The sequence below is a fragment of the Nocardiopsis sp. JB363 genome (assembly GCF_900143625.1).
In the GTDB taxonomy this organism is placed as follows: Bacteria; Actinomycetota; Actinomycetes; order Streptosporangiales; family Streptosporangiaceae; genus Nocardiopsis.
On the sequence record NZ_FRFF01000201.1, the window covers coordinates 18,036 to 35,512 of the forward strand.

The 17,477-nt window shown below is 69.9% G+C and carries 17 protein-coding genes; 10 read left to right on the top strand and 7 right to left on the bottom strand.

Going from position 1 to position 17,477, the window contains the following annotated elements:
- Positions 1-4 precede the first annotated feature (4 nt).
- The 5 genes from pstA to BQ8420_RS30445 form a co-directional block, all read right to left on the bottom strand.
- The gene (gene pstA / locus BQ8420_RS30425; protein ID WP_087103861.1) at positions 5-1,093 is read right to left on the bottom strand and encodes a phosphate ABC transporter permease PstA; all 1,089 of its coding nucleotides are present in this window, start codon (positions 1,091-1,093) and stop codon (positions 5-7) included.
- On the bottom strand, positions 1,090-2,055 hold the full coding sequence (gene pstC / locus BQ8420_RS30430; protein WP_087103863.1) for a phosphate ABC transporter permease subunit PstC: 966 nt from the start codon (positions 2,053-2,055) through the stop codon (positions 1,090-1,092). The genes pstA and pstC overlap by 4 nt, the downstream gene beginning before the upstream one ends.
- A 300-nt stretch (positions 2,056-2,355) precedes the next feature.
- Complete coding sequence (gene mshD / locus BQ8420_RS30435; protein ID WP_087103865.1) at positions 2,356-3,339, bottom strand: mycothiol synthase; 984 nt, start codon at positions 3,337-3,339, stop codon at positions 2,356-2,358.
- Positions 3,340-3,494: 155 nt separating this feature from the next.
- Positions 3,495-4,472 carry a hypothetical protein gene (locus BQ8420_RS30440; RefSeq protein ID WP_087103867.1) on the bottom strand — a complete coding sequence of 326 codons (978 nt, stop codon included), beginning with the start codon at positions 4,470-4,472 and terminating at the stop codon, positions 3,495-3,497.
- A gap of 324 nt (positions 4,473-4,796) precedes the next feature.
- Positions 4,797-5,579, bottom strand: coding sequence for a response regulator transcription factor (locus tag BQ8420_RS30445; protein ID WP_087104013.1), 783 nt, complete (start codon positions 5,577-5,579; stop codon positions 4,797-4,799).
- Positions 5,580-5,688: 109 nt separating this feature from the next.
- Between BQ8420_RS30445 and BQ8420_RS30450 the strand changes: the two genes are divergently transcribed.
- The 8 genes from BQ8420_RS30450 to BQ8420_RS30485 all read left to right on the top strand — a co-directional run bounded on the left by BQ8420_RS30450 (position 5,689) and on the right by BQ8420_RS30485 (position 13,555).
- Positions 5,689-5,946, top strand: coding sequence for a MoaD/ThiS family protein (locus BQ8420_RS30450; RefSeq protein ID WP_087103869.1), 258 nt, complete (start codon positions 5,689-5,691; stop codon positions 5,944-5,946).
- A 35-nt stretch (positions 5,947-5,981) separates the two neighbouring features.
- Positions 5,982-6,248: a glutaredoxin family protein gene (locus BQ8420_RS30455; RefSeq protein WP_087103871.1), complete on the top strand. Its 267-nt coding sequence runs from the start codon at positions 5,982-5,984 to the stop codon at positions 6,246-6,248.
- 355 nt (positions 6,249-6,603) lie between these two features.
- Complete coding sequence (locus tag BQ8420_RS30460; RefSeq protein ID WP_087103873.1) at positions 6,604-7,299, top strand: redox-sensing transcriptional repressor Rex; 696 nt, start codon at positions 6,604-6,606, stop codon at positions 7,297-7,299.
- Positions 7,300-7,441: 142 nt separating this feature from the next.
- The gene (locus BQ8420_RS30465) at positions 7,442-8,953 is read left to right on the top strand and encodes a glutamyl-tRNA reductase (protein WP_087103875.1); all 1,512 of its coding nucleotides are present in this window, start codon (positions 7,442-7,444) and stop codon (positions 8,951-8,953) included.
- On the top strand, positions 8,950-9,906 hold the full coding sequence (gene hemC, locus BQ8420_RS30470; protein ID WP_087103877.1) for a hydroxymethylbilane synthase: 957 nt from the start codon (positions 8,950-8,952) through the stop codon (positions 9,904-9,906). Before BQ8420_RS30465 ends, hemC begins: the two co-directional genes overlap by 4 nt.
- Positions 9,907-10,067: 161 nt before the next feature.
- The gene (locus BQ8420_RS30475; protein ID WP_087103878.1) at positions 10,068-11,759 is read left to right on the top strand and encodes a uroporphyrinogen-III synthase; all 1,692 of its coding nucleotides are present in this window, start codon (positions 10,068-10,070) and stop codon (positions 11,757-11,759) included.
- A 51-nt stretch (positions 11,760-11,810) separates the two neighbouring features.
- Positions 11,811-12,809, top strand: a complete 999-nt coding sequence (hemB, locus tag BQ8420_RS30480; protein ID WP_087103880.1) for a porphobilinogen synthase — start codon at positions 11,811-11,813, stop codon at positions 12,807-12,809.
- Positions 12,810-12,901: 92 nt separating this feature from the next.
- Positions 12,902-13,555, top strand: coding sequence for a bifunctional DNA primase/polymerase (locus BQ8420_RS30485; protein WP_235006577.1), 654 nt, complete (start codon positions 12,902-12,904; stop codon positions 13,553-13,555).
- Between the two features lie 6 nt (positions 13,556-13,561).
- On the opposite strand, the gene BQ8420_RS30490 is transcribed toward BQ8420_RS30485, so the two are convergent.
- Both BQ8420_RS30490 and BQ8420_RS30495 read right to left on the bottom strand, forming a co-directional pair.
- The gene (locus BQ8420_RS30490; protein ID WP_087103882.1) at positions 13,562-14,209 is read right to left on the bottom strand and encodes a response regulator transcription factor; all 648 of its coding nucleotides are present in this window, start codon (positions 14,207-14,209) and stop codon (positions 13,562-13,564) included.
- Positions 14,206-15,492: a sensor histidine kinase gene (locus BQ8420_RS30495; protein WP_087103884.1), complete on the bottom strand. Its 1,287-nt coding sequence runs from the start codon at positions 15,490-15,492 to the stop codon at positions 14,206-14,208. Before BQ8420_RS30495 ends, BQ8420_RS30490 begins: the two co-directional genes overlap by 4 nt.
- 295 nt (positions 15,493-15,787) lie before the next feature.
- On the opposite strand from BQ8420_RS30495, the gene BQ8420_RS30500 reads away from it, so the two are divergent.
- Entirely contained in the window at positions 15,788-16,687 is a 900-nt protein-coding gene (locus BQ8420_RS30500) for an ABC transporter ATP-binding protein (protein WP_235006578.1), read from the top strand.
- On the top strand, positions 16,684-17,451 hold the full coding sequence (locus BQ8420_RS30505) for an ABC transporter (RefSeq protein ID WP_087103888.1): 768 nt from the start codon (positions 16,684-16,686) through the stop codon (positions 17,449-17,451). Before BQ8420_RS30500 ends, BQ8420_RS30505 begins: the two co-directional genes overlap by 4 nt.
- Positions 17,452-17,477: the final 26 nt, after the last annotated feature.

Genomic DNA, 17,477 nt, shown 5'->3' on the forward strand with positions numbered 1-17,477 from the left:
CGGGTTAGCGGGTCTTGGGTGCGAAGAGGCGGCCGATCACGCGGGCCAGGATGAACAGCAGCATGACCGTCAGGACCAGTGTGAGCGCCGCGGCCCAGGCCCTCTCGTAGTTGACGGCCCCACCCATGCGGAACTGGGAGTAGATGAACACCGGGAGGTTCATCATCTGGCCGTCGAACAGGTTCCAGTTGATGGAGACCGCCGACGATCCCGCGGTGAGGACCAAGGGTGCCGTCTCACCGATAACGCGCGCGATGGCCAGCATGATTCCGGTGGTCAGTCCGGCGGCCGAGGTGGGGAGCACGATCTTGGTGATCGTGCGCCACTTGGGCACGCCCAAGGCGTAGGAGGCCTCACGCAGGTCCCGCGAGACCAGCCGGAGCATCTCCTCGCTGGAGCGGACCACGACCGGGATCATCAGCACGGTCAGCGAGAGCGCGCCCGCCGCGCCGTTGGTGTGACCCGGGCCGAAGAGCATCATCCACAGCGCCACCACGAACAGACCGGCGACGATCGAGGGGATACCGGTCATGACGTCCACGAAGAACGTGATGACCTTCTTGATCCGCCCCTGGGCGTACTCGACCAGGTAGACGGCGGTGAGCACGCCGATCGGTACGGACAGCAGGGTGGCCATGCCGGTGATGGCCAGGGTGCCGACGATGGCGTGGTAGACACCGCCCGCGTCCATGCTCGGCAGGACGCCGTTCATCGACACGGACAGGAAGTACGGGCTGAAGCGGTCCATGCCGTACCCGGCCACCGTGTACAGCAGCGAGACCAGCGGCGTCATGGCCAGCAGGAAACAGCCGTAGACGATGGCGGTGACCATGCGGTCCTTGGCCTTGCGGCCGCCCTCCACCCGGTTGGAGGCGGTCACGATGATCACCGCGTAGGCCACCGCGGTGAGCAGGGCCCAGGTGACCAGCCCGAAGGAGGAGAACGCGGCCAGGACACCGGCGACCACCACTCCGCAGCCGATCAACAGGCCGAGGGGGAAGCGACGGGGCAGGGTGCCCGAGCGGAGGTCGAGCTTGGTGCCGGCCTTGGGGCCGGGGCCGGGAGCGGGAGGCTGCGTGGTCGTGGTGCTCATGCGGACTCCTTGTTGCCCCGTGCCACGACGTAGCGGGCGCCCATGTTGACTGCGAGGGTGATGGCGAACAGCACCAGACCCGCGGCGATCAGCGCGGAGACCCCGTAGCCGGTGGCCTCGGGGTACTGGAGCGCGATGTGCGCGGCGATGGTCTGGTTACCGCTCTGGAGCAGGTTGAAGGAGACCGCCAGGGCCGGGGAGAGGATCATGGCGACGGCCATGGTCTCGCCCAGCGCGCGACCGAGGCCGAGCATGGCGCCACCGACGATGCCGGACTTGCCGAAGGGCAGCACGGCCAGGCGGATCATCTCCCACCGGGTGGCCCCCATGGCGAGCGCGGCCTCACGGTGGCCCTGCGGGACCTGGTGGAACACGTCGCGCGACATCGCCGTGATGATCGGCAGGATCATGACGGCGAGGACGATGCTCGCGGTGAGCAGGGTGCGACCGGAGGTGGAGGAGGGGCCGGCGAACAGCGGGATCCAGCCCAGGTAGCGGGTCATGCCCTCGTAGACGGGGACCAGCTGGGGGGCGAGCACCATCATGCCCCAGAGGCCGTAGACCACGCTGGGGATCGCGGCGAGCAGGTCGACGAGGTAGCCGAGTGTGGCGGCGAGCTTCCGCGGCGCGTAGTAGACGATGAACAGGGCGATACCGATGGCGACCGGGGTGGCCAACAACAGCGCGATGCCGGCGGCCAGAACGGTGCCGAACGCCAGCGCGGCCACACCGAAGGAGGGGTTCTCCCTGGTGTTGGCGTCCCACGACTGGTCGGTCAGGAAGTTCGAGGTGTTGGCCAACAACGACGGCCAGGCCTGGATCACCAGGAAGGCCGCCACACCGGCGAGGATCACGAGGATCAGCAGACCCGACCCTCGGGCGAGCCCGGCGAAGGCCGCATCGCCGATCCGGCGTCTGCCCTGAGGCGGTGGTGCCGCCTTGGGCGAGTCCGTGGTCGTCATGGAATCTCCGGTTCGGAAATGGTGAGTCGGGCCGGTCTCTCGGGTTCCTCGGTCACGCCGGCGCGGGCGTGGACCACGTGGGGACCCCCGTCCGTGGCCCCCACGGTCGACGTCGCCTGGACGTGGTCGATTACCGCACCGAATGCGAAGGTAAGCCCCAGAGGTGACCAGTTGTCCCAGGGAAGGTGAACGGAAAATGAACGCCGCGTCGCACCCCTGTGGCGGTAAGGGGTTGGATCGGTTAATGTGACGCGTCCCACTTGCCGGAATCCGTTTTCCGGCGGGGTTTTCGGGTCGAGATCAGCCCTGTCGCGCCGGCGCGTACATGACGTCGGTGTCCCACATGGAGAAACCGAGGGTCTCGTACAGACGCACGGCGGCCTCGTTGTCACCGTCCACGTACAGGTGGACCCACGGCAGGCCGGCGTCGCGCAGGTGCCGTAGCCCGGCCAGGGTCAGGGCGCGGCCCAGGCCGGTGCCCTGCCAGGCGGGGTCCACACCCACGACGTACACCTCGCCGACGGTCTCGTCGTCGCTGAGCCCCGCCCCATCGGTGTGGGTCTTGGTCCAGTGGTAGGCGGCGATGCCGCCGCTGGTGGTGGCGGCCACGAAGAATCCCCGCGGGTCGAACCAGTCCTCGATCTCGCGTTGCAGCAGGTCGTCCAGGGTCAGGGAACCCTGTTCGGGGTGGTCGGCGAAGGCACGCGCGTTCGCGTCCAGCCAGGCCTGCTCGTCCTGCCCGACCACGAAGGGGCGGATCCGTACCTTCTCGGCGACCTCTGGGCGCAGTTCGGGTTCGGGAAGTTCGGGCGCCTTCCAGGGGCCGCCGGGCACCTCAACGCCCAGGTCCCGCAGTGGCATGCGCATCTTGTGGAGTTCACGGACCGGTTCCCAACCGGCCGCCTCCGCCACCGAGACCGCTCCCGGGGTGCGCCCGTGAGCCCACACCCGCACCCCGCGCCGGCCGGCGTCCTCGCTGACCGAGCGCAGCAGCGCGGAACCGAGCCCTTGGCCGCGGTGGTCGGGATGGACGACGACCTCACCGGAGTCGGGTTCGTTCTCGACGCGTTCGATGAAGGCGAAACCGACGATCCGCCCGGTGGAGGCGGGATCGTGGAGTACGTGGAAACGGCTGCTGCCGGCGGGTGCCCCGTGCCTGACCCGGAGCACGGTCTGCTCGGACAGGGGCGCGACGCCGTCCACGGCGCGGGCCGCTTCGGCCAAGGCCAGAACGGGTTCGGTCAGCCCGGAGGCGAGATCGTCGGTGACTAGCGGGGTGTTCATGAGCCGCAATCCTAGATCCTGTTCGCCGAGTGGGCGTGCGACACCCCTGGCGTGGGCCGGTTCGGCCGCCCCGATTCCCTCACCTCGGTGAGGACCGGAGCGGCTCTGAGCGGGTCGGTACGGGATGGGGGCGGTCGGTGTGTCGTGACCATCCCTCAGTTCCTACGGCGCTTGCCCTGGTAGCCGCCGCTGACGGCCAGTCGGACCCTGCGGGTGGGCGCCAGCGGGGCGGCCAGCAGAAGGGCCAACAGGAAGGCGGCGAGCAGGATCGCCGGAGTGACGGACGGCCCCATGTCGCTGTGGTCCGCGGCGATCTCGGTCTCGGTGTCCTCGTCATCGGACGACGGGGTGACCAACGGGAGTTCCGCCAGGTCCTCGGCCGACCCCGGCGGAAGCTCGGGAAGATCGGCCTCACCGCGTGGCAGATCGGGGATGTCCGCCCCGCTCGTCGGCACGTCGCTCCGTGGCGGCGTGCGGTCGGGGGTGTTCGGCGAGGTCGTCTGCGGGGACGTGGACCGGGCGGGGGGAGAGGAAGCGGAGTCCTCGTCGTCGTCCTGGGTGGGGGCGCCGGTGGGGGTCTCGCTCTGGGTCGGAGTGGAGGTGGGAGTGGGTCTCGGAGTCGGGGAGTTGGTGGGGGTCTCCGTCGGTTCCCCGGTCGGGGTCTCCGAGGGCTCCTCGGTGGGGGTGGGAGTCGGCGTGGGCGTGGGACTCGGCTCGGGCTCGGTGACCTCGATCGACCAGGTGGCGGAGGTGGTCTCGGTCGGAGCGTCCGGGGCGCAGAGACCTTCCTCATCGGCGAGCGCGTAGGTCAGGGTCGCGGTGACATCGGTGCTTTCACGCGGAACCCCGGTGACGACACCGATGGCGGGAAGGCTCGTATCTCTGAGCAGGTCGGACGCCTCGAAACCCTCCAGCTTGAAGGCGGGCTTTGCGGGCTCGTCGATATCCAACCCGAGCAAGCACGCTTTGAGATCACCGTTGTTGGTCACCGCGAGTGTGTTGGGGGTGAGGGGTTCCCCGAGTTCGACCGGGACCGACGGGTTGTTGAAGGTGAGCACCACATCGGCCGGCGCCGCTACGGCGGGGGCCGCGGTGAGGACCAGCGTGGAGCCGATGAAGACGGCGCCGAACATCGCGGGGGTTCTTCGAAGGAAGGAAGGGCATGCGGGGGCTGTCGCGGCGGGGACGGGCATCGGTGCGATCTCACTCCTTGCGGTGGCGCGCCAGTGCGACTCGGTCCGCGCCCAGGGGTTCCGCCGCGCCAGTCGTGACCCGCCGGGTGCGCATAGATCCTATGTTCTGTGCCCGTTGAGTTCGAGCCCCCCACGACACCTGATTCACCGCCGGCCTCGAACGTGTTCCGTCCGTCGAGGTCAACGGCTCCGGACACGGCTCCGGACACCGCTCCGGGACGCCTACGGATCAACGCGGACGCCCCGGGACGAAGCCGTCGGCCCCTACCCGGCCCCGGCCTCCGCCGAGCGGGCCGCGGGCAGCTCGGCGGCCTCCGCGGGGGTGTCCGGGGCGGCCGGTGCCGCGACCGACCGGTTCGCGGTGTCCGGAACGAACCGGTAGCCGACGTTGCGGACGGTGCCGATCAGCGACTCGTACTCCGAGCCGAGCTTGGCGCGCAGTCGACGCACGTGGACGTCGATGGTGCGGGTGCCGCCGAAGTAGTCGTAGCCCCACACCTCTTGGAGCAGCTGGGCCCTGGTGAACACCCGGCCGGGGTGCTGCGCTAGGAACTTGAGCAGCTCGAACTCCTTGAAGGTGAGGTCGAGGATGCGGCCGCGGAGTCGAGCGATGTAGGTGGCCTCGTCGATGACCAGGTCACCGCGGCGGATCTCGTCCGGGTCATCGCTCGCGGCCTCGGCGGCGCCGACGGCCAGGCGCAGGCGGGCCTCCACCTCGGCGGGTCCCGCGCCGGCCAGGACGAAGTCGTCGACCTGCCAGTCCGGGGTGAGCGCGGCGACACCCCCTTCGGTGAGCACGACCAGTAGCGGAGAGTCCAGCCTGGTGGTGTCGAGCAGCCGACAGAAGTTGCGGGCCGCCGCGAGGTCGGTGCGGGCGTCGACGAGAATGGCGTCGACGGGGGCACTCGATCCGCCGGTCGCACCCGAGGCGAGAAGGGCGCCGGCTTCGGCGGGTGCCACCCGCACCGAGTGCAGAAGGAGCCCGAGAGCGGGCAGGACGTGGTCGGACGGTTCGTTCGAGTTCGTCAGTAACAGCAGATGGCTCATGCGTCTCTTCTCGTCGGCCCGCGCGTGGCGGGCGATCGAAGGCGCCATTGCCCCCGGTGGAGATTTGTTCAATACGTCGCCTCCGAGCAACACCAAGGATAATCAACAGATGGCGAAGTGCACTATCAGGTACTGGGCGTCGGCGAAGGACGCGGCCGGAACGGCCGAGGACACGCTCGATGCGGACACGCTGGAAACCGCCCTCGACGCGGCGCGTCGGTTGCACCCGGACGATCGCTTCCAGCGCGTGCTCGGGTCTTCGTCGCTCCTGGTGGACGAACGTCCGGTGGGCAAGAGGGCGCATGGTGAGGTGTCGGTCACGGACGGGACTGTGATCGAGGTCCTACCGCCCTTCGCCGGTGGGTGAGGGGTCGGAAAGTGCGCGAGGGAGTGGAGCGGAACATGACGGAAACCCCGGACTGGGCGGGGAAGGCGCGCGTGGTGATGCTGGGTAGGCAGGGATGCCACCTGTGCGAGGACGCGTGGTCGGTGATCACCGGTGTGACGGACGAGCTCGGGGTGGATCGGGCGGAGGAGTCCTTGGACGCGGTGTCGGCGGCCGATCGGGAGGAGTACTGGGACAAGATCCCGGTGACCTTCGTGGACGGTCGTCGGCATGACTTCTGGCGGGTCTCGGAGGGACGGTTGCGTTCGGCGCTCTCCGGCTGAACCGCTTCCACCCGCGGTCCATGAATCTCCTCCCGCGCTCTTTCGCGCACCGGTGTCGTTCGTCCCCATCGCCCCTCGGATGTCCCGAATGGGGGCGATGCACATTTTCGTCCGCCCGGAATGCGGAGGTCGTGATCTCCGTTTTCGAGACGTTCGCGAGGCGGTTGATTTGTGTGAACTCCTTCGACGGGCGTCACACGCCACCCCACTTTGTGCGTGCTTTCACAAGCGCGTAATCTGGGGACCCAGAACATCACGTAGGTCGGGGGAAGCGCACGGATCCGGTGGCCGACGGCCAGGGACGGGCGCGACCCGCAACCCCGCCCGAACCGACCTCCCCCAGGAGCGCCCGCCTGTGATCAGTCGCCCGCCTCGCCCCCGGGAGAGGGGCATCCCGGACGCCACCGTCGCCCGACTCCCGGTCTACCTGCGAGCTCTGCAGGCACTCCAGGACCGCGGTACCGCCACCGTGTCCTCCGAGGACTTGGCCGGAGCCGCGGGCGTGAACTCGGCGAAGCTCCGCAAGGATCTGTCGCACCTCGGGTCTTATGGAACGCGCGGGGTCGGGTACGAAGTCGAGTACCTCGTGTACCAGATCTCGCGTGAACTTGGTCTCACCCAGGACTGGTCCGTGGCCATCGTCGGAATAGGCAACCTGGGGCGCGCACTGGCCAACTATGGGGGGTTCGGCACCCGCGGGTTCCGGATCGCGGCACTGCTCGACGCGGACCCGGAAGTGGTCGGACGGACGGTCGCTTCCCTGGACGTGAGGCATATTGACAACCTGGAGGATGTTGTTCGGGACAAGGGTGTGTCGATCGGAGTCATCGCCACCCCGGCCGGTTCCGCACAGGGTGTGGCCGGCCGCTTCGTTGAAGCGGGAGTGAGCAGCATCCTCAACTTCGCTCCCGTCGTGCTGAATGTGCCGGACGGGGTCGATGTGCGTAAGGTCGACTTGTCCATCGAACTCCAGATCCTCGCCTTCCACGCGCAGCGAAGGGCCGACGGCGACGGCCGTGGCGCGGAACGGGCAGGGCTGGAAGTGACATAGACACAGGGTCTTTCGGACCCGTACTGGCGGTGGCGAAGAGCGAGCGTACGCCGCGTTTCGGGGGGCTGATGGCGGGGGTCTTCGGTCCTACCCGAACATGGAGAGGCATAAAGCCTGCGTTGGTGCCTGCATAGGAGTGCGGATGAGTGTCCTGGCCGTGGGGTTGAGCCACCGGAGTTCGCCGGTGGCGCTACTCGAACGTGTCGCGTTGAACGGACAGACGCGAAGCAAGGCGGTCGGGGAGATGGTCGTTTCCGACGCGATCAACGAGGCCATGGTCGTCTCCACCTGCAATCGCACGGAGATCTACGCCGACGTCGAGGGCTACCACGGTGGGGTCGCGGCCATCACCGAACTGCTGTCCTGGCACACCGGCGTGAGCCTGGGCGAACTCTCCGAGCACATGTACGTGCACTACGACGACCGCGCCGTCCAGCACTTGTTCTCCGTCACCTGCGGCCTCGACTCCATGGTCGTCGGCGAGGGGCAGATCCTCGGCCAGGTCCGTAACGCCCTCAAGGACGGACAGGAAACCGGAACCGTCGGCCGGGTCCTCAACGACCTCGGGCAGCGCGCCCTGCGCGTGGGCAAGCGCGCCCACACCGAGACCCACCTCGACCACGCAGGCGCCGACATGGTCGCGTTCGGACTCAGCGTCGCCACCCGCGACCTCGCGGTGACCCCCAGACCCGACGTGCCTGTCTCCGCCGTCACCCCGCCCGCGGGCTGCCCCATGTCCGGACAGGGCACCTCCGACACGAGCGAGGAGGCGCCGCGCACCCTCAGCGCCGTGCTGCCCTCCGGCCCGCTCACCGGCACCAGCGTGCTGGTCCTGGGCGCGGGTTCCATGAGCGCGCTGTCCGCCAACACCGTCGCCCGTCAGGGCGCCCGGACGGTCATCGTCGCCAACCGCACCCACGAGCGCGCCGCCCGCCTCGCCGAGTGCCTCAACGAGGCCTACGACACCGTCGACGCGCGCACCGTTCCGTTCGCGGACGCCGTCGACGCCCTCGCCGACGTCGACCTCGTCATCTCCTGCACCGGCGCCCAGGGATTCGTCCTCACCGCCGACGAGGTGGCCGCCGCCACGGAGGGTCGCGTCCGGCCCCTGGTCTTCCTCGACCTGGCGCTGCCCCGCGACATCGACCCCGCCGTGCGCGTGCAGGACGACATCCGTCTCATCGACATCGAAGACCTGCGCCAGGCGGCCTCCACCGACGACACCGACGACGACCCCGGCCGCTCCAGCGCCCTGGAGCTCGTGCGCGGGATCGTCGACGAGGAGGTCGACCAGTTCCGGGCGGTGCGCCGCGCCGACCAGGTCGCACCCACCGTCGTCGCCCTGCGCTCCCAGGCACGTGACGTCGTCGAGGCCGAGCTCTCCCGTCTGAACGGACGGCTGCCCGACGACCTCGACGACCGCACCCGCGAGGAGATCGGCCGCGCCATGCGCCGTGTCGCCGACAAACTGCTCCACCGCCCCACCGTGAGGGTCAAGGAACTGGCCGCGTCCCCTGACGGGGAGTCCTACGAGACCGCGCTGCGCCGGCTGTTCGACCTCGACACACAGACCGCACAGACACCGCGCGCCCCGCGGACGACGGCCGACACCGGACGGCCCGACACCGCGCGGACCGCACAGGAGAAGGCATGAACGCCACACCCGCCAAGCTCGGGACCCGTCGCAGCACCATGGCCACGAGCCAGTCCCGGATCGTCGCCGACACGATCACCGAGCGGACCGGCCAGGCAATCGAGTTGGAACTCATCACCAGCTTCGGTGACGTCACCAAGGCCCACTTGACCCAGCTCGGCGGCACCGGGGTGTTCGTCAACGCGCTGCGCGACGAACTGGTCGCGGGCAGCATCGACTTCGCGGTGCACTCGCTCAAGGACCTGCCCACGACCCCCGCCGACGGGCTCGTGCTCGCGGCCATCCCCGAACGCGACGACCCGCGCGACGCCCTGTGCGCCCGCGACGGGCTGAAGTTCGAGGAGCTGCCGGCCGGGTCCAAGATCGGCACCGGTTCGCCGCGCCGCGTCGCCATGCTGGCCGCGCTGCGCCCCGACCTGGTCTACGTGCCCATCCGGGGCAACGCCGAGACCCGTCTGGGCAAGGTCTCCTCCGGTGAACTCGACGCCGTGATCCTGGCCTACGCCGGACTGGGACGCGTGGGCCGACGTGAGGCCGTCACCGACGTCTTCGAACCCGAGCAGATGCTGCCGGCGCCGGGCCAGGGCGCCCTGGCCGTGGAGTGCTCCACAGAACGCGCCGAAGGCGACCTCTCCTACCTGTCCGCCGTCGACCACGCGCCCACCCGCGCCGAGGTCGTCGCCGAACGCATCGTGTTGTCCGAACTGGAAGCCGGATGCGCGGCCCCGGTCGGCGCCTTCGCCGAGTACACCGAGGGCCGCCTGCGGTTGCGAGCGGCCGTGGTCGCCACCAACGGCGCCACCGCCGTCCACCGAGAGCGCACCGTGGACATCTCCTCCCCGGAGGACCTCGACACCGCGGTCGCGCTCGGCCGCGACCTGGCCCGACAGATGATCGCCGAGGGCGCCGACCGCATCGTCGCGGAGGCCTTCGCAGAGAGGGACAACTCCTAGTGCCGCGTCGCGACGGGGTGGACCTCGGCTGACGCGGCACTGAAGACCACCCGGGCAGCGCCGGCCGCTGTCGGAGAAGACCCGCGCGGGTCGCCTCTCCCGCAATCGCCCCGGAGACCGCACCCCGGGAGGCGGGCGACCCACACATGAGGAGCGAGTACGTGAACGCCAACGCCAACCCCCGACCGGAGGAACCGCGTCGCAGCACGCGCGAGCCGGGTCATGTATCCCTGGTCGGCTCCGGCCCGGGAGGGGCCGAGCTGCTGACGCTGCGCGGCGCCGAGCTGCTGGGCCGTGCCGACGTGGTCATCCCCCCGCGTGAGACAGCGGGGGAGGAGCTGGACGTCTTCCGGCGGAACCTGCTCGTCCACTGCCGTGAGGACGTGTCCGTGGTGGAGGCCGCCGAGTGCGGCGGCGACATCGACACCCTGGTGCTGACCCGCGCCCGTGAGGGACAGCGGGTCGTGCGCCTGTACTCGGGCGACCCGTTCTTCGGTTGCCGAGGAGCCGAGCTCGTCGTCGCCTGCAAGGAGGCCGACATCGAGGTCGAGGTCGTACCCGGCGTCTCCTCGATCACCTCCGTGCCCACCTTCGGCGGAATCTCGCTGATGGGGGAGGGCGTTCCCGAGGTCCGCATCCTGCACGCCCGCCCGCACGGCGGCAAGGAGGTCGACTGGCAGGACGCGGCGGCCGGTGACGCGCCGCTGGTGATCCTCGGCGCCGACGCTCCCCTGGGCGAGGCGCCCGAACACCAGGGTCCCGGGTTCGACGTGCTGTGCAAGACCCTCATCGCCGGTGGCCGTCCGGCCACCACCCCCGTCGCCGTCGTCCGTGCCGGCGGGACCACCAGACAGACCACTGTGACCTCCACGCTGGCCCGGCTGGTCGCCGAACTCAAGTCCACCGACGCCAAGAACCACCACGTCACCGCGCCCGCGCTGATGATCGTCGGTTCCCCGGTCGCCCGCCAGGCCGAACTGTCCTGGTACGAGACCCGGCCGCTGTTCGGATGGCGCGTCCTGGTGCCCCGCACCAAGGAACAGGCCGCGTCCCTGTCCGAGCAGCTCCACAACCACGGCGCCGTGCCGGAGGAGGTACCCACCATCTCGGTGGAGCCGCCCCGCACCCCGCAACAGATGGAGCGGGCCGTGCGCGGCCTGGTCACCGGCCGCTACCAGTGGGTCGCCTTCACGTCCGTCAACGCGGTCAAGGCCATTCGCGAGCGGCTGGAGTCCTACGGCTTGGACGCTCGCGCCTTCGCCGGGGTCAAGGTCGCCGTGGTCGGCGACGCCACCGCGCAGGCCGTTCGCGACTTCGGCATCGAGCCCGACCTGGCACCGCCGGAGGACGTCCAGTCCAGCAAGGGCCTGGTGTCGGTGTGGCCGCCCTACGACGCCGAGATCGACCCCATCGAGCGGGTCCTGCTGCCGCGCGCCGACATCGCGACCGAGGTCCTCTTCGCCGGTCTCACCGACCTCGGCTGGGAGGTCGACGACGTCACGGCCTACCGCACCGTGCGCGCCGCGCCCCCGCCCCAGCCGATCCGTGAGGCCATCAAGGGCGGTGGCTTCGACGCCGTGCTCTTCACGTCCTCCTCCACGGTCCGCAACCTGGTGGGTATCGCCGGCAAGCCGCACAACACCACCGCCATCGCGGTGATCGGCCGCGAGACCGAGCAGACCGCCATCGAGTTCGGCCTGCGTGTCGACGTCGTGGCCCCGAAGGCCTCGGTTTCGGCCCTGGTGGAGGCACTTTCGGAGTACGGTGCGGCCAAGCGCCAAGAGGCGATCGACGCCGGCAAGCCCGTCCTCAAGCCGAGCCAGAAGCGTCGCGGCCGCCGTCGCAAGCTCTGAGCCCGCGTAGACCCACGACACCTCTTCCGTCCCACGACCCGGGAGTTCCCCATGTCCTTCGGTGACCACGACGCCGCGTTCCCCGTCGCCCGGCCACGCCGCCTGCGCCGAGGGCAGGCGCTGCGTCGCCTGGTCTCGGAGACCCGGGTGCTGCCGGAGAACCTCATCCTGCCCATGTTCGTCAAGGAGGGGCTCACCGAACCGGTGGCGATCTCCTCGATGCCCGGGCAGGTGCAGCACACCAAGGACAGCCTGCGCAAGGCCGCGCACGAGGCCGTGGAGGCCGGGGTCGGTGGGTTGATGCTGTTCGGCATCCCCGAACACAAGGACTCCGTCGGTTCGCAGGCCGACGACCCGGACGGTGTGGTGCAGGTGGCCCTGCGCGACCTGGCCGCCGAGGTCGGTGACGACATCGTCGTCATGGCCGACCTGTGCCTGTGCGAGTACACCGACCACGGCCACTGCGGCTCGCTGGAGACCGACGGGCACGTGAACAACGACCTCACCCTGGAGCGGTACGCGTCCATCGCCGTCGCCCAGGCGGAGGCGGGCGCCGCCGTGGTCGCTCCCAGCGGCATGATGGACGGCCAGGTCGCGGCGATCCGGGACGGCCTGGACCGGGCGGGCCACGCGCGCGTACCGATCCTGGCCTACGCCGCCAAGTACGCGTCGGTGTTCTACGGGCCCTTCCGGGAGGCCGCCGAGGGGGCCCCGCAGTTCGGAGACCGCTCCGGCTACCAGCAGGACCCTGGAAACGTCCGAGAGGCGTTGCGGGAAGTCGCCCTGGACGTCGCCGAGGGCGCCGACATGGTGATGGTCAAACCGGGGCTGGCCTACCTCGACGTGGTGGCCAAAGTCGCGGAGTCCGCGCCGGTACCCGTGTCGGCCTACCAGGTCAGTGGCGAGTACGCCATGATCGAGGCAGCGGCGGAGAAGGGCTGGATCGACCGGGAACGGGCGATCCTGGAGACCCTGACCTCCTACCGGCGTGCGGGGGCCGAGCAGATCCTCACGTACTGGGCCACCGAGGCGGCACACCTACTGCGCTGACACGCACAAGGCCCTCGCCCCGGTCGCGGCCGCCGGGGACCGGGCCACATCGAACCGGCCGCGCCCGCACCGAAGTCGACCGGGGAGCTCAGATGGCCGATGTGTTGTACCGCCGGAAGCGTCGCCACGCCACGGACAGCATGCTGGAGTCGGCGTTGCGCTACGCCGAACTGGGCTGGCCCGTGGTCCGGGGCGCCGCTCCGGGGCAGGAGCGGGCCTGTACCTGTGATCGCATGGGCTGTCCCGACCCGGCCGCGCATCCGACCAACGCGGCCTGGGGTGTGGAGGCCACCACCGACTGCGACACGATCCGCCGCTGGTGGACCGCCGACCCGAACGCGAACGTGGTGCTGCCGACCGGTCGGGTCTTCGACGTGCTGGACGTGCCCCGCGAGGCCGGTGTGATGGCCCTGGCGAGGATGGGACGCCGGGGTGTGCCCGCCGGTCCGGTCGCCGCCCTGGACTCGCGCTACCTGTTCTTCGTGGCCACCCGCTCCCCGATGGACGAGGACGAGTGGTGGTCGTGCCACCTGGACTGTGTCCCCGAGGCCGTGGAGGAGATGCCGGGCCTGCGCTGGCACTGTCGGGACAGCTTCGTGCTCGGCGCCCCCTCCGTGCTCACCTCGGGTGGTCGCGTCACCTGGATCCGCACCCCGCGTGACGCCGAGGGCTCCGTGGTCCTTCCCGACCCCATCGCCGTACTGGACATCCTGGCCGACGCCAGCGAGGAGTTCTCCGGGGCCTGACCCGCGTCATCCCTCGCCGCGGCCGACCCAGAGGGCCAGAGCCGTACGGTCGCGCAACTCCAACTTGCGCAGGATGCTGGTGACGTGGTTCTTGGCCGTGCCCTCGGTGATGAACAGGGCGCGGGCGATTTCCCGGTTGGTGTCGCCCTCGCCCACCAGCCGCGCCACGTCCCACTCCCGTTCGGACAGCGTCGTGGGAACGTCCCGTTCGGGTTCCGGGGGAGTGGACGAGTTCAGCGCGGAGACCAGACGTTCGGCGGCCGGTCCGCCCAGGACGGTCTCTCCGGCGGCCACACGGTGGATGGCCGCCACCAGCTCCTCGGGCGGTACGTCCTTGAGCAGGTAACCGCGGGCGCCGGCGCGCAGGCAGCCCAGCACGAGTTCGTCGTCGTCGAAGGTGGTGAGCACGAGCGCGGGCACCCCGGGATGTTCCGCGCGCATCCTGGTGATCAGTTCCATGCCGTCCATGCGCGGCATCCTGGCGTCCACCAGGGCCACCTTCGGCGGTGGCGAGGTGGCCAGGAACTCCAGGGTCTCGATCCCGTCGGAGGCCTCCCCGACGACCTCGATGCCCTCCTCGATCTCCAACAGCTTGCGCAGCCCCTGCCGCAACAGGATCTGGTCGTCCACGACCAGCACGGACACCGTGTTCACACGCCACCCCCGGCGGCCACAGTAGCGGGGCGGCCGGCCGCCCCGGGTTCGGAGGGCACCTCCACCCGGAGCCGGAAACCACCGTCGGTCGGGCTGTCGATGGTCACCGAGCCCGCCGCCGCCGACACCCGCTCACACAGTCCTCGTAGCCCGAAGCCGGAACGCAGGGCGTCGTCGCCGGCCCCGGCGCCGTTGTCGGTCACCGTCACCGACACACCCTCGGGGGCGGCCGTGACCTCCACCTCGATCCGGTCCGCGCCCGAGTGGCGCATCGCGTTGGTCAGCCCCTCCTGGAGCGTGCGGTAACAGACCAGCTCGGCCTCTTCGGGCAGGTGGGGCCAGTCGCCGGTCTCGGTGAAGTCGATGCGCACCCCGCCCCCGGAGAAGGACTCCGTCATCGCGCGCATGGCGGCCGTTCCGGCGCGCCCCTCCAACCGGAGCGGGCGCAGGGCGCGCACCCAACGTCGGGTGTCGGTGAGCGCCTCACGAGCCAGTTCACGGGCCTGCTCCACTTCGGTCCAGGCGTCCTCGGGGCGGGCGGTACGGAAACGTAGTGCGTTGGACAGCGACATGGCCAGGGCGGTGAGATAGTGCCCGGTGCTGTCGTGCATCTCCCTGGACATGCGGGCCCGTTCCTCGGCCACGGTCAGCTCCCGTACGCGGTCGGCGTGACCGCGCAGTTCCTCGTGGGCCCGCTCCAATTCGTCGAGGAGTTCCCGGGTGTGTTCGGCCCGCCGTGCGGCGACCGAGAGCGCCACGTACACCGACCCGGACAGCAGGGCGAGCATGGTCAGGCCGGTCGCCAAGGCCACCCCGACCAGCAGGGGCATTCCGGGGAGAACGATGGCCGTCATCGAGAACACGATGAGGAGTACCGCGTAACCGAGCAGTCCGGCGAGGCCGAAGACGGCCACGGCGTTCATCGCCGCCACGCACACCAGAAGGAAGGTCGTGTGGTTGCTGATGAACATCGTGCCCAGGCTCAACAGGAGGAAGAACACGGTGGCGGTCCGGCCCGCCCACGAGGTCCGCGGGCTCCAGGGCAGGAACGGCCATAGGGCACAGGACAGGACCAGGCCCACCGCGCTGGCGACCACGTAGCCGATGATCAGGGGGTCCGTCTCCCGAAGCTCCGCCACGCCACCGGTGAGGAAGCCGACCCCGAACATGAACATGGTGGTGAGGACCGCCATCCAGAAGAGCAGATTCAACGCTCGCGGAGGACGGTTTCCGCGGAGGGCCACCCACGCGGAGAGGTCGGGCAGCGCGTCGGAATTCGTCATTTTCCGAGGATAACCGGGGAATGGTCGGCGGGAGCGCTGGGAAGGTCATGAACTCGGCATGTCCGCCACCATGACCTCCGGCACGTCCCGAAGTCGGGAGAACACGTGACCACCCCATGTCCGTGGGTCGATGCGGGATTCACGTCTGCCCTTATACCTTTTCCCGGTACACGAATACAAGATCCTGGAAAGGTTTGCGAAAGATGGAATCAGAAACCAGGGAAAGGCAGGTGGGCCCTGTTTTTCGAGGTCCGGGTCGGCGGGGAATCCGGCAGAACGATGCGAGGAGTGGCTCGTGAGTACTGACGAAATGATCGGTGTCGAGGAACTCACTCGGTCATACGGGGAGAATACCGGGATCTTCGACGTCGACCTCTCCGTTCGCCGCGGTCGGGTCTTCGGGGTGGTCGGCCCGAACGGCGCCGGAAAGACCACGTTGCTGTCGATTCTCGCCGGGACACGTGCCCCGGCGAGCGGGAGGGTGCGTTCTCGCGCGCAACGGGTCCTGTTCTGCCCCGACGTACCCGACTTCGAACCCTGGCTGACCGCCGCCGAGGTGGTCGAGCTCAGCGCTCGCATGGTCGGGGCGCCCGCCGGACCGGCCGAGGTCGCCGGGGCCCTGGAACGGGTGGGGCTGGCGGAAGCCGCCGACCGCCGCAACGGGAGGTTCTCCCGGGGTATGCGTCAACGACTGGGGTTGGCTGCCGGGTTGGTCTGCCGACCCGACGTGCTCATCCTCGACGAACCCGCCTCCGGACTCGACCCCCGGGGTCGGGTCGACGTCCTCGACCTCATCACCGACCTGCGGCGAGAATGCACGATCATCCTGGCCAGTCATCTGCTCGGGGACGTCCAGCGGGTGTGCGACGACGTCGCGGTGCTCGTGGGGGGACGTGTGGTCCACCAAGGGCCGGTGGCCGACATCGCCGACCAGGGACGCCCCAACGCCTGGTACCTGCGGATCCGTGGGCGGGCCGACCGTCTCGCCGAGCTCCTCGCCGCCGAGGACTGGGTCACCCGGGCGAGCGCGGTCGAGGAGGACTGCGTGCTCTTGGAAGCCGTCGACGCCGCCGCGGGCGAGTCGGGGATCCCCCGAGCCCTCGTCGAGCACGACGTACCGCTGGTGGCCCTCCACGGACACCAGGAGGACCTGGAGTCGGTGTTCCTCTCCCTCACGAACAGGACGGATCGATGAACGGCGCCCTCTACCGCCTCGAAGCCACCCGGCTGCTGCGCACGCACACCCTGCTCCTGCTGCTCCTGGCCTTCACCGCCTTCGGTGCGGTCGGTCCCCTGCTCGCCTACTCCATGGAGGACCTGCTCCGGCTGGCCGACCCCGAGGGCGAGTTGGCGGCGATGGATCTGGAGATCCCGGCGATGACGGCCGGCGACGCCCTGGGATCCCACATCGAACTGGTCGCGCCCTTGGGGGTGCTGCTCGTGGTGCTGGTGGCGGCCATGGCCTTGACGATGGACTCCAGCCCGGGCCGCTCCCTCTTCTACCGGTCACGGGTGCCCGGGACGGCGCGCCTGATCACGCCCCGGGTCGCCCTGCCCGCACTCGCGGCCGTCCTCGCGCACCTGGTGGGGGCGCTCGTGGCCTGGGCGTTCACCGCGCTGCTCTTCGATGGACCGCCGCTGTCGGCGGTCATGCTCGGTGCTCTCATGGGCGGGGTGTACATGGTCTTCGTGGTCGCCGTGGTGGCGCTGGCGTCGTCCCTCACCCGCAACGCGCTCGCCGTGGTCGGCATCGCCGTCCTGGTGCTGGTGGTGTGCGCGGGGGTCGGGAGCCTGCCGTTCCTCGCCGAGTGGGCACCCGGCGCCCTGCTCCAAGGGGTGGTGCTCCCCGCGGCGGGCGCGCCGCTCACCGACCTCTTCCCCGCGGTCGCGACCACCGTCGTGCTCACCGCGGGGGCACTCTTCCTGGCTTTGAACCGGACCGGTGCCCGAGAGGTCTGATTCGGGTGGACAAGTGAACGACGGGG